The organism is Mesorhizobium sp. P2_D6, assembly GCF_056404315.1.
The window spans coordinates 440,672-453,443 of the sequence record NZ_JBFUEG010000002.1; the positions used below are offsets into that span (position 1 = coordinate 440,672).

Here is a 12,772-nt window from a genome sequence, read left to right on the forward strand (position 1 = left end):
ATGGGCAATCTTCTGACACACGACGAATATGTGGCGATTGCCGCCAAGTTGGAGTTTCCGACACAGGCCTTCATCGACGGCAGCTTCAGACCGGCAATCTCGGGGAAAACATTCGAAACGACCAACCCGGCCACGGGCAAGGTGCTGGCAAAGGTTGCCTTCTGCGGTCCCGAGGACGTCGACTTTGCCGTACAAAAGGCGCGAGACGCGTTCGAGGACGGTCGGTGGTCGCGCCTTCATCCGTCGGCACGTAAGGACGCCCTCATCCGTCTCACCAAGCTCATGAAGCGCAATGCCCACGAACTAGCCGTTCTGGAAAGCCTCGACAGCGGCAAGACGATCTACGATTGCGAGAACGTCGATGTCCCTGAAACCATCCACTGCCTTGCCTGGCATGCGGAACTGATCGACAAGATCTACGATCAGGTGGCGCCGGCCTCAGACAACCACATTGCGATGATCGTCCGCGAACCCGTCGGCGTGGTCGGCTTGGTCCTGCCCTGGAATTTCCCCCTGCTGATGCTGGCCTGGAAGATCGGACCGGCACTCGCCGCGGGCAACTCGATCATCGTCAAGCCGGCCAAGGAAACGACCTTGACCGCGCTGCGTGTCGCCGAGCTTGCGATGGAAGCGGGCATCCCCTCCGGCGTCTTCAACGTGCTGCCGGGTGGTGGCTCCGAAGTCGGGGAGCCGCTTGGGCGGCACATGGATGTGGATATGGTGTCGTTCACGGGCTCGACGGAGACCGGCAGACGCTTTCCGCGCTATTCGGCGGACTCGAACCTCAAGGAAGTGACATTGGAGATGGGCGGCAAGAACCCGGCCATCGTGCTGGACGACGCGGAGAATATCGATCGCGTCGCCGCCCACGTCGTGAACGGCGCGTTCTGGAACATGGGGCAGAACTGCTCTGCCTCGTCGCGGCTCATCGTTCAACGCGGCATCAAGGACGAACTCCTCAAGCGGGTTATCGCGCATGCCCGGGAGTGGCCGATGGGCGACCCGCTGAATCCCGAGAACCGGGTGGGTGCGCTGGTTTCCAAGGCGCACTTCGAAAAAGTCTGCTCCTATTTCGAAAAGGGCCAGAAGGTGCTACTCGGCGGAAAGGCCAAGGGGGCGTTCGTGGAACTCACGATCCTGGATGTCAGCGACCGCAGCGCGAAGGTCGCGCGGGAAGAGATCTTCGGACCGATCCTTACGGTGCTGACTGTCGAGAGCTTCGATGAAGCGATCACGCTCGCGAACGACACAGAATACGGACTGTGTGCGTCGATCTACACATCGAACGCGAAACGAGCCATAAGGGGAGCCCGGGCGATCCGGGCGGGTACCGTGACCGTCAACAGCTTTGGCGAGGGAGACATCACGACCCCCTTCGGAGGCTTCAAGTCTTCCGGCTTCGGCGGCCGCGACAACGGCATCCACGCCCACGACCAGTACACCAGAATCAAGACCATCTGGCTTGATCTCACCGATGACGCAGACGAGGCGGTCGCGTGACTGTCCATAAGGCTGAAAGGCTGCCGGTCCAACGGGGGCCGGCAGCCTGGAACGCCATCCTCCCGGCCCAGCCCTGTTCCGCGCCCCTCGAAGGCAACATCCGTATCGATGTCGCCATAATCGGCGGCGGCTTTGCCGGTCTTTCAGCCGCCAAACGCCTGCGCCAACAAGACGCGAGCCTTCGTATAGCGGTTCTTGAGGCCGGCGGTCTCGCGGATGGCGCTTCCGGCCGCAACTCCGGCTTCATGATCGACCTGCCTCACGATTTGCAGTCCGATGATTACGCCGGAAAAGGTGTGGAGGAGGACAAGAAAATGATCGCGCTGAATCGCGCGGCCATTGGCTTCGCGAAGGAGTGCGTCGAAGAGTACGGGATCGATCCCGCCTTTTTCGATCGGGCGGGCAAGATCAATGGCGCAGCCAGCGAGACCGCGCGCAACCTCAACGCAAGCTATGCCAGACACCTTACTGAATTGGACGAGGCCAGCGAGATGCTCGACGCCACGGCGATGCATGAGGTAACGGGAAGTCGCCACTACACGTCTGGCCTTTTCACGCCCGGGACAGTGATGATCCAGCCGGCGGGCTATATCCGGTCGCTTGGTACAGGCCTTCGGCGCGAAAGCGTCTTCGTATTTGAGGGATCCCCTGTCTTAAAGTTCGCAAAGGCGAACCAGGATTGGATACTTACAACGCCCAATGGCCATGTCACCGCCGCGAAGGTCATTCTTGCCAACAACGGGCACCTTGAGAGCTTCGGCTTCTTGGGCAAGCGCCTCATGCACGTTTTCCTCTACGCCTCGATGACTGCGGAACTCGACGCTGAAGTCCTTTCCAGGTTGGGAGGGCAGCCTCGTTGGGGCGTTACCCCTTCCGATCCGATGGGTACCACGATGAGGCGTATCGACACCGCACAGGGCGGAAACCGCATCATTACCCGGACCTGCGCCAGCTATCTGCCCGGGATGGTGCCGTCGGAGTCAGCGGTCGCCCGAGCGGCAAAAGTCCATCGGCGAAAATTCGCCGACCGCTTTCCTGCCATCGCCGATGTTCCGATGGAATACAGTTGGGCCGGGCACCTATGCCTGACCTGGAACGGCGTCTCGGTGATGCGCGAACTTGAGCCGGGTCTTTTCTCGGCCTGCTGCTGCAACGGTCTGGGAACGGTGCGCAGCACGCTAACCGGCATCGCCGCTGCGGATATCTTGCTAAACCGCCCCTCGAAGATTTCCGCGCATTTCATGGCTGAACCAGAGCCGCCGAAGCTCGTACCGTCGCCGTTCGCCGAGATTGGCGCGAACCTCTATTTCCGTTGGAAAGAGTGGAGAGCGCGTGCGGAATAACAATATCGAAATCACTAACCTTGCTTGGCCGATCGTCTAGCTCGACGGTCGCACGCTTTGGGCAGCGGCTCAACTCATTAACGCAGCGTCGAAAGGACAACTCGTAAGCTTCTCATAGCCGTCCTCTGTTATCACGACCTGCTCTTCGAGTTTCACGCCTTCACGACCGCCGACGGCGCCAATGTAAGCTTCGATACAGAATGTCATGCCTGGCTCGACGATGTAATCGAACGCCCCCGGAATGAAATCTTGAGGGTAGTAGATCGCAGGATATTCGTCACACAGCCCGATACCATGCATCATGACCCCGTATCGTTGAGCTACGAATTCTTCAGGTAGTTTGTGGCCGCGCTGGGTGATCTCGGTGAAGGAGATGCCTGGCCGCAAAAGTTCCATGTTGGTCGTTATATGCTCAAGAGCTATGGCGTGAAGTCTGCGTTGTTCATCGCTGGGGCGCCCATCACCGCAAAACCAGGTTCGCGAAAAGTCTGCGCACATACCATATGGTCCCACCATATCGGTATCGAAGGCAACCAGATCTCCTGCCGCTCTCCTTCGGGGTCCTGCTTCCTGCATCCAGGGATTTGTCCTCGGGCCAGAAGTGAGTATGCGTGTCTCGATCCATTCGCCTCCGCGCGCGATGTTTTCTGCATGGAGAACTGACCACAATTCAGTTTCTGCAATACCTGGTCGCAAAAGCTGGCGCATTTTCGCAACCGCGATTTCGCACGTTGCCAGGGAGCAGCGCATGGCATTGATCTCGTCGATACCCTTTACAGCCCTTGCATGCTCCATGAGTTGCATACCGTTGCAGATCTCGATGCCGGCGGCGTCCAGGGCGCGCAAGCCGGGGATCTCGATCTTATCGACGGCAAGGCGGCGGTTCTTGCCCCCATGCGTTCGCAACAACTCATTCAATTTGCCCTGCAAAACTCTCGGCAACGGCTTCCTCCTGGTCGCCAGCCACGAAATAATCAAAGCCCGCACCGTCTGTACGAATCTCCTTCACCAATGGCAGATGCTCCGAAAGGTGCCCGCAGCGGTGAAAGTCCCAAAGAACAACGTATCCATCGGCTGAAACAAAAACAGCACGTGATGGATTGTGGGTGATCCAAATATGCATGTTCGAGGAGTCAGTTGCGTACCGGATGTTCAGTGGATCGAAGCACAGCAGTCCGGCGTAGTCCCGCTTGCGTAGCTGGCTCACGATCCGTTGGAGGCGCGTGCTTCTCATCCGATCGAGGGTGGGAGCCGAGAGACCCAATGCAGCCCACTCGGCAAACGCGATGTCCGTCGGTCCTATTTCGACACGATCATTGTCGTCGATGCTCCCATCAGGCCTTTGCGCGATCTCGCCCCTGGTAGGATGGATTTTGTGACTGATGATCGAAAACGAGGACATGTTGGCGAAGTCTCATGGGTTCGGCCAAAAAATGCCTGTGCCTCTGTTCTGCGGGTATCGGCAGTACGGGCACTCAGTTGCGGACGTTGTGCTTGCGCTTCATGAAGTCCTTGGCGGTCTCGACCGCCACCGCGGCGTCGCGGCAATAGGCGTCGGCGCCGACGGCCTTGCCGAACTCCTCATTGAGAGGCGCACCGCCGACCAGCACGACATAGTCGTCGCGGATGCCTTTTTCCTTCATCGTGTCGATAACCACCTTCATGTAGGGCATGGTGGTGGTGAGCAGCGCCGACATGCCGACGATGTCTGGCTTATGCTCCTCAATCGCTGCCATATATTTCTCGACCGCATTGTTGATGCCGAGATCGATGACGTCGAAGCCAGCACCCTCCATCATCATGCCGACCAGGTTCTTGCCGATGTCGTGGATGTCGCCCTTGACGGTGCCGATCACCATCTTGCCCTGCTTGGGCGCGCCGGTGGCGGCGAGCAGCGGGCGCAGGATGAACATGCCGGCCTTCATGGCATTGGCCGACAAAAGCACTTCGGGAACGAACAGGATACCGTCGCGGAAATCCTCGCCGACGATGCGCATGCCTTCGACCAGTGCTTCGGTCAGCACCTTGTAGGGCAACCAGCCGCGCTCGAGCAGGATCCGCGTCCCTTCCTCGATCTCTTCCTTCAGCCCGTCATAGAGATCGTCGTGCATCTGCTGCACCAACTCGTCGTCGGAAAGCTCGGAAAGGATGATCTCTTCGTCAGCCATTTGGTAATCGTCCGATCTGCGAATTCAAAAGATCGGTACCCCTTCGTGATGAAGGGGCACCGACCAGGCTTCCGGCTCAGCCCTGGGAGTTGATCAGGCTGCCATCCAGACCTTCTGCAGATCCATCTGGAAAGTCTGATGGATCGCGTAGTTCTGGATCTTCTTGCTCATGTGACCAAAGAGGCTCTGCCAGAACGGCTGGATGATCACGCCGGAGTCCTGCAAGATGGTTTCGAGGTCCTTCATAAGTTCTTTCCGCTTGGCGGGATCGCTGACCGAGAACGCCGTTTTGAGCTTGGCATCGAAATCAGGATTAGCGTAGGCGGTCTCATTCCATGCCTCACCGGTCCGATAAGCCAGAGCGAGCACCTGGACGCCCAACGGCCGCATGTACCAGACGGTCAGGGAATACGGGTATTTCGCCCAGTCGTTCCAGAATGTGGAGCCTGGAAGCACCGTGCGCTTCACCTTGAAGCCAGCCTCGCGCAACTGGGCCGCAATCGCGTCGCCGGTATTCTTCTGCCACTCCTCGTCGATGGATATCAGCTCGTGCTCGAAGTTGGCATGTCCCGAGTCTGCCATCAGTTTCTTGGCGCCGTCGAGATCGCGCGCCTTCTTTGGCAACGCATAGTATTCAGGGTGGATCGGGCTGACATGGTGGTTCTCACCGACGATGCCGCGGCCGTTGTAGCCGAGTTGAAGAACAGCATTGTTGTCGACTGCCATTTGAAGAGCGTTGCGGACTTTCTTGTCGTCATACGGTTTGTTCGTCGTGTTGGTGCGGCATACCAGCGTCGTCGCGGTGGCGACCTCCGACTTGACCACGTCCATCTTATTCAGGATGTCGATGAAGTCCGCCGGCGTTTCGAGGTTCATGTCGACCTCGCCGGAGTCGAAGGCCGACACCGTCGCCTGGAAGTCGGTTCCGTAGTCGATGAACTGTACGCCGTCGAGCAGGGCCTCGCCGCCCCACCACTTGCCATTGGTCCGGCGCCTCACCTCAGCCTTGCTGCCGACCGAGTATGAGACGAGCTCGAACGCTCCGGTGCCGATCGGCTTCTTGATCGGATCGGCGCCGTCCTTGTCGAAGTCGCGATGCACGATCAGTCCAGGGTAGTCGGTAAAATTCGCGATAATTGCGATATCGGGTTGGCTGAGCTTCAGCTTGACCGTGTGGTCGTCGACTTTGACGATCGCGCCGTCGCGCGCCTTGCCGGACTTGGCGTCCATCAGGGCACCGACACGGGATGCCATTGAATTGCCCGAGACACCCTTGTCGCACCAACGAGTGATGTTGAAGACCACGTCATCGGCGTCGAATGTGTCGCCATTGTTCCAAATGACGCCCTTGCGGACGTGAAGCGTATACTCGGTGGCGTCGTCGTTGACCTCCCAGCTTTCGAGCAGCACGGGTTCGAACGTGAACTTATGCGTGTAGGTCACGAGGGGCTCGAGCCAGCTCCGTGTAATGTTGGCCATTTCCACCCAGTCGTAGGTGCGGGGATCCTTCTGCGCCTTGACAGGCATGGAGACGCGTAGGGTGCCCCCCTTGTTTGGTTCGGCTGCACGCGCGGTTTGGGGCAGGGCCACTCCAATCAGGCCATAAGCCATCGCTGCGGAGGCGCCGAAGGTGCTTGCGAGCGCCAGAAACTCGCGCCTATCCATCCTGCCAGCCTTGACCTCACCCGCCATTTCCTCGATCGCAGCGGGTATGCGGTCCCCATTGCTTTTGAAAAATCCCATTTTGTTCTCCCTTGTTGTGTTCCCGTTTGATTGACTTTGTTGGTCGAGTCGGAGGCAGAGCGTCAGGCAATGCTTGGCGAAATCTCCTCCTGGCGTTTCGCCACAAAAGCATCGAGCTCCTCGCGCACGGCAGGGTCCATCGGCGGTTGCTCGTAGCTCGCGATAATCGATTTCGCCTTCTCACGGCAGCGCTGCGCCATGTCCTTGGAGCCTTTGACCTTCCACTGCTCGTAGCTGAGGTAATCGAGGATCTCCGGCGCGAAGAATGCGTCCTTGAAGCGCTTGAGCGTGAAGGAATCTCCGAGATAGTGGCCGCCGGGACCGATGCGCCGCACGGCCTCGAGAGCGTCGTCGAAATGCTCGAACGAAATCCCCCGCGCATATTTTTCGATCAGCAGGTTCTGTTCGGCATCGGCGACAAACTTCGCCATGCAGCATACGAGGCCGGCCTCATCCCAGCCGCCTGCATGCATCATCAGGTTCGCGCATGCGCTCGCCCCAGACATGTAGGCGATCGCCGACTCGTATCCGGACTGAGCATCAAAGGTCTTGGCGGACGACTGGGATGCAGTCGTTCGCCACGGCAGACCATACCGCCTTGCCAGCTGGCCGATGACGGCGTTGATCAGAGTGACTTCGGGCATGCCGGACATCGGGGCCCCGCTGCGCATCGACACCGAGACTGAATATTGCCCATAGATCATTTTGGCGCCGGGCCTGACCAACTGGGTGTAGGCGAGCGCTGCGAGCGCCTCGGCGTTCAACTGGGCGATTGTGGCCGGGATGTCGGCGGGCGTGTTTGCGGCACCGAGCACAAAAGGCGACAGTAGGACGACCTGGTTCGCCTCGACGAAAGCGCGGAGCCCTTCCAGCATGGTCGAATCCCAAACCAGCGGCGAGTTTCCCGATACGTGACCGATCATCACCGCGTTCTGGTCCATAAAAGCCTTGCCGTGAACGATCTGCCCCATGGCGATCGAATCGTCGGCTCGCTGCTTCCCGGTCGTCAGACCGAAGAAGGGCATGTTCGTTTCCACCAGGCTCGAATGGTTGATGTGCAGATGGCGCCATGGAACAGCGATGTCGGTCGGCTCACAGGTGAACCCGCCGGCGATATGGAACCCCGGCAGCATCTGGGTCAGCCGGTTCATGTTCCGCAGATCCTCGATCGTGGATGCGCGTCGCACACCCTCAAGGTCGCGGACGTTTGGCGCACCTTGCATGGCGCCGAAGGTCATTGTGTCCGGCGCGATCTCGAAACGCTGTGACGGATCGCGAGATGTCATCTCAAAACGGGATGGCGCCTTCGAGATGAGATGCATCAGCATCTCGCCGTCGAGGCGCACACGTTGGCCTTGGACATCGGCGCCAGCCTCCTTCCATTGCCGGATCGCCGTCTCATCCCGGAATTCGATTCCGATCTCGCGCAGGATCGCCAACGAAGCCTGGTGAATGCGCTCAAGCTGCTCAGCAGTCACAGCCTCCACGGGCCGAATGCCGTACTTGATGGTCGAGACGCGAGGCCTCTTCTCGGCTTCCCGGGCAGCTACGACCGACGCGCGTCCTCCGCGACGCCGGATTACGGGAATATCAGTGTCCATCATCGCGTTTTCCCAGAGGGGGCAAAAGGTCCTCGCCAACAGAACTTTCTTCGGTCCGCGTACGGAACGCGGCCCTGTTCGTTGACGTGATGATAGGGGCCAACAACCTTCCTGAGAATTCGCAAAAGGTTTCGCTGGTGTTAAACTCAGTTTATGCCTGGGTCGACAGCGCAGGCACTCGCTACCTGGTAAGGACAGCCCGAAAAGCGACGCGGAGGTGGGTATGAGAACCGAGGGAGCGTTGACCGGTAGCCGTCTAGCCTAAGGGCGTAATTCCTTTGACTGAGCGAGGAACCAATCCACCAGAACCTTGCACCTCTTGTTTTTGCCTGCGTCATCATTGGACAAGAGGAAGAAGGCGCGGTCGGTTTTGATCTCAGTCGCGATGGGCCGAACCAGCAGGCGGTTGTTAAGTAGGTGTTGGGCGGTCAGGGACCATCCCAGCGAGATTCCTTCGCCTGCAAGAGCTGCCTGGAGCGCCAGCTGATAGTCGTTGAAAACAATGTTCGGTTTGGTCTCGCTGGCATCTCCGCCTGCAAGCGCGACCCATTCGGGCCAGCTCATTCGCTTGCGAAAGGCATCGGACGAATGAATGAGCTGATGTCGAACCAGCTCATCGACGCTCTTTGGAGCGGGGTGCGCCAGAAGATATGCGGGGGAGCAGACGGGGAAAATGATCTCGTCGCATACGAACCAGCTGTTGACCCTATCAAAATCCCGTGGCCGCACCCATACGGTGACGTCTACTTCATGATCGGGCTCGATGTCCCGATCGGTGCCGACAACCTTGATCTTAACGTCCGGATGTTCTTCCTGGAAATGATAGAGCTGAGGCGCAAGCCAATGTGCTGCCAGAGAAGTCGACGCAGCAAAAGTGATGTACTTCGTCCCGCGATCTGAGATGGTCTCAAGTCGCTGTTCCAGACGGCGGAAACTCGTGCGCACCTCATCGTAAAGTTGCCTGCCGGCCTCCGTCAGCTCTACCCCTCGATTATCACGGACAAAGAGCGCGGTCCCACAATGCTTCTCGAACGACTTGATCGAGTGCGAGACGCTCGGTTGCGTCACGTTGAGCTCGTTGGCTGCGCTTTTGAAACTTAGGGTGCGGGCAGCCGCTTCAAAGACAAAAAGCGAATGCGTCGAAGGCACCAGGCTGCGAAGCTTTGACATGAAGCTGGTCTATATCAGATGCTATCTTTTCCGTCTACGAGACGCCCGCCAACTGGTCTATTTGAACAGGAAACAACGCGACCGCCGATTGTTCCCAAGCCTTCGTCATCGGTCGCCTTAACTCCAGCGAGTTGGCAGTGAATTCGTTCAACCAAACAATGACGAAAGAGCGCAAAGTCGTTCAGCCACCCCATCCCGAACCGACTAATTCCGGCTGGTACACTACGGCAGGACCGGAGTTGGCGCTGCTGGCGCAGGAAGGCGACGTTGCTTGTGATTGCCTGGTGATTGGCGGCGGCTGGATGGGGCTGCACGCGGCGCGCCGATTTGCCGAACTCAACCCGCAGTCTTCGGTTGTCCTGGTAGACGCCGGCCGCATTGGAAACAATGCATCCGGACGGTGCATGGGTTTCGTCATCGATCTCGCGCACAATCCTCGGAAGCGCGATTTCGTCGAAGACATCAAAGGGAACAAGGAAGAGCTGTTCGTTAACCTGGACGGCATCGCCTACATCCGAAGCGCCGTCGAGCAGTATGGGGTCGATTGCGACTGGGACGCGCAGGGAAAATACCACAGCGCCGCCACCGCCCACGGTGTGGAGGACCTTCACCGCTTTTCGGAGGCGCTGGATAAGCTTGGGCAGAATTACAGCTGGGTCGAGACCCCGGAAATCCAGGCGATCACCGGCAGCAAGCACTACATTAAAGCCTTGCATCACCCCGGCACCGTCTTGGTCCAGCCTGCGAAGTATCTCAAGAACGCGACAAGAAACCTGCCCGCGAACGTCACCGTTCACGAAAACACTCCCATAGTGGCGGTGCAGTTCGGTGCGCCGAAGCACATTTGCGAGACCCCCGCCGGAACGATCAGGGCCTCGAAGGTCATCATCTGCGCGTCAGGCTATCTGACCAAGTTTGGTTTCTTCGACAACCGCGCCATACCACTCTACACATTTGCGAGCATGACACGACAGCTCACCGAGAGCGAGCTTGCGCGGGTGGGAAGCAAGAACGCCTACGGACTTATTCCAGCCAACAGCTTCGGCACGACGGTTCGTCGCACGATCGACAACCGGCTTTTCCTTCGCAACGTCTATTCCTATGCGACGGACTTCAAGACCACCACGCAGGACGTGATGAGGGCTCGGGTGCAGCAGCAGATCGCCTTCGATCGGCGGTGGCCGGAGCTCTCGTCGATCGGCTTCGAGGCCAGCTGGGGCGGCCTTCTTACCCTCGCGCAAAATGGCGGAATGGTCTTCGGCGAGTTGGCAGAGAAGGTCTACGGTGCCGCATTCTGCAACGGAACAGGCGTCGCGCGAGGAGCTGCCTTCGGCAAGGCCGTAGCCGATCTGGCGTCAGGGCGATCATCGCCGGTAGTCGACATCCTGAAGACGCGAGCAAGTCCCAGCAAACCCTATCCCAGGCCTGTCACAGCGATGGGCGTTCGCATCGTAACCGCGGTCCGTTTCCGACAGGCCGGCGCTGAAGTCTAGATACAACGAGAGAGATCATGGCCGACCTGAAGGGCATAAATCTGGCAATGCAAACACCGTTCGATGAGAATGGTGCGATCAACTATTCGATTTTCGAGGATCTGATCGACAAGTACGTCGCCGCAGGTGTTCACGGGCTGGTGCTTGGCGCAGGGACCGGGCAACATCCCTATCTTACCGAGGCCGAGTGCAACCGCCTCTACGAAGTAGGCGCAAAGCGAATAGCCGGTCGCTGCAACGTCATTTGCCAAACCTCCGCTTTGAATATGGACGAAGTCATCAGAAGGTCGCGTCACGCGGAGTCCGTCGGCGCCGACGCATTGATGGTGCTGCCACCCTACCTGGAGGGTCCGAGTGATGAGCAGGGAATCTTCGACTTCTACAAAGCGGTCGATGCTGAACTAGGTATCGACCTGGTCGGCTACAACATCCCACAGGCCACCGGCATTTCGGTTTCACCACAGCTCTTTGAGCGCCTGAGCCAGTTGAAGAACTTCAACTACATCAAGGACAGTGCAGGGGACTTTACTGTCCATCAGGAATACCTCCAGACAAGCGGCACGGTCCTCAATGGCTGCGACACCACCACACTCTACGCGTTGATGGCCGGGGCACGCGGCGTCATATGGGGCGGTGCGAATTACATGCCTTCTGAAGCGGTCGAGCTATATAGATTGGTGGACCGCAAGGAATACGAACCGGCGCTTGCGCTCTGGCAGCGCATGTTGCCCTCGTTGCTCTTTATCTGGAGGTCGCCCTATACGCCGTCGGTACTTCGAGCGGCGCAACTGCGCGGCTACGGAACAGGAAATGTTCGCAGCCCATTGAGAAAGCTATCGGCAGATCAGGAAGCGCAGCTTCGCCGTTCGCTTGAACCGTTGGGCGTCTAGAATATCGCCGCCGCCAACGGCCAGGTTCGTGTTCGCTGCTTTTTAAAGCTTTGGCTACGGACCCGCCCTAACCGCGCTACGAATCTGTGAATCCCCAGTGTGTTCTACGCCTTGATACTCGGCGCCGGCGGCTTCGCTCGCGCCTCGCGCATATGCTTGAAACGCAGGAACGCTTCCGCCGCATAGCCGCAACGGGCCCGCGATGGGCCATTGCTGTGCAGGATCACCTCCGCAGCATCCTTGGAAAGCCCATGCTTTTCCATGAAGAAGGCAAGCTAGCATGGGCAAAGGTCCGATGATGGATCGCTGGTGATTTTCGGCTTAGGCATTGCCATTTCATTGATCCAATTCCAGCGGCTCGTGGTCCGGCTGCTCGTGCCACATCACTTGGCGAAAGTCGCGCCGGTCGACCTGCTGGCCGCATATCGGGCATAGGTGAAAGCGGTCGTGGCCGTTATTCTTGGGGCTGTGTGGCTTGCCGGGCTTAGGTGGTCCCAAGGTCCGCAATTCTTGTCATGAGCGACTGAACACGGAGGCGCCGTAAAAGTTCCGGCGCTCTTCAGCTTAAGCGTGCCATCTGCGCGACATTCAACTGCGCATCGCTCCTCGGCTTCAAGGAGGCAGACGCTCTCACCGTTTGCAATCTGGAATTTTTTTCAATGCATCGTTCGCTTCTGCCTCAGTCTTATAGATCGTCTTGTCAAGTTCTATGACGAGGGTTCCGTCGGGCTGCTTCGTGACCACCTCACACTGTTTCGAGACGGCATCCTTGGCGACCCAAAATTCGGCAGTGTCTGCAAATGCCGAAACTGGAAACTGAATGAGTAGTGCTGTAGCGATTGCGCGTATCATTTCTTCAACTCC

At 58.6% G+C, this 12,772-nt stretch carries 11 protein-coding genes; 4 read left to right on the plus strand and 7 right to left on the minus strand.

Annotation, left to right across the window (positions count from 1 at the left end; translation table 11 throughout):
* Together AC1D1L_RS05265 and AC1D1L_RS05270 are read left to right on the plus strand one after the other, a co-directional pair.
* Entirely contained in the window at nt 1-1,500 is a 1,500-nt protein-coding gene (locus AC1D1L_RS05265) for an aldehyde dehydrogenase (protein ID WP_477339386.1), read from the plus strand.
* Nucleotides 1,497-2,843 (plus strand): NAD(P)/FAD-dependent oxidoreductase, encoded by a 1,347-nt coding sequence (locus AC1D1L_RS05270; protein WP_477339388.1) that lies wholly within the window; start codon nt 1,497-1,499, stop codon nt 2,841-2,843. Before AC1D1L_RS05265 ends, AC1D1L_RS05270 begins: the two co-directional genes overlap by 4 nt.
* Nucleotides 2,844-2,912: 69 nt before the next feature.
* Here AC1D1L_RS05270 and AC1D1L_RS05275 read toward each other — a convergent pair whose 3' ends face one another.
* The 6 genes from AC1D1L_RS05275 to AC1D1L_RS05300 form a co-directional block, all read right to left on the minus strand.
* Nucleotides 2,913-3,785 (minus strand): M24 family metallopeptidase, encoded by an 873-nt coding sequence (locus tag AC1D1L_RS05275; RefSeq protein WP_477339390.1) that lies wholly within the window; start codon nt 3,783-3,785, stop codon nt 2,913-2,915.
* A complete protein-coding gene (locus AC1D1L_RS05280; protein ID WP_477339392.1) occupies nt 3,754-4,245 on the minus strand; it encodes a hypothetical protein in 492 nt (163 codons plus the stop codon). The genes AC1D1L_RS05275 and AC1D1L_RS05280 overlap by 32 nt, the downstream gene beginning before the upstream one ends.
* A 73-nt stretch (nt 4,246-4,318) precedes the next feature.
* Entirely contained in the window at nt 4,319-5,011 is a 693-nt protein-coding gene (locus AC1D1L_RS05285) for a corrinoid protein (RefSeq protein WP_477339394.1), read from the minus strand.
* Between the two features lie 93 nt (nt 5,012-5,104).
* Nucleotides 5,105-6,754, minus strand: coding sequence for an ABC transporter substrate-binding protein (locus AC1D1L_RS05290; RefSeq protein WP_477339396.1), 1,650 nt, complete (start codon nt 6,752-6,754; stop codon nt 5,105-5,107).
* Between the two features lie 62 nt (nt 6,755-6,816).
* Nucleotides 6,817-8,358, minus strand: a complete 1,542-nt coding sequence (locus AC1D1L_RS05295) for a trimethylamine methyltransferase family protein (protein WP_477339398.1) — start codon at nt 8,356-8,358, stop codon at nt 6,817-6,819.
* Nucleotides 8,359-8,616: 258 nt separating this feature from the next.
* The gene (locus AC1D1L_RS05300) at nt 8,617-9,525 is read right to left on the minus strand and encodes a LysR substrate-binding domain-containing protein (protein WP_477339400.1); all 909 of its coding nucleotides are present in this window, start codon (nt 9,523-9,525) and stop codon (nt 8,617-8,619) included.
* Nucleotides 9,526-9,662: 137 nt separating this feature from the next.
* Here AC1D1L_RS05300 and AC1D1L_RS05305 point away from each other — a divergent pair, with 137 nt between their 5' ends.
* Nucleotides 9,663-11,018 (plus strand): NAD(P)/FAD-dependent oxidoreductase, encoded by a 1,356-nt coding sequence (locus tag AC1D1L_RS05305; protein ID WP_477339402.1) that lies wholly within the window; start codon nt 9,663-9,665, stop codon nt 11,016-11,018.
* A 17-nt stretch (nt 11,019-11,035) separates the two neighbouring features.
* Nucleotides 11,036-11,908, plus strand: coding sequence for a dihydrodipicolinate synthase family protein (locus AC1D1L_RS05310; protein WP_477339404.1), 873 nt, complete (start codon nt 11,036-11,038; stop codon nt 11,906-11,908).
* A 630-nt stretch (nt 11,909-12,538) separates the two neighbouring features.
* Here AC1D1L_RS05310 and AC1D1L_RS05315 read toward each other — a convergent pair.
* Nucleotides 12,539-12,760, minus strand: coding sequence for a hypothetical protein (locus tag AC1D1L_RS05315; protein ID WP_477339406.1), 222 nt, complete (start codon nt 12,758-12,760; stop codon nt 12,539-12,541).
* Nucleotides 12,761-12,772: the final 12 nt, after the last annotated feature.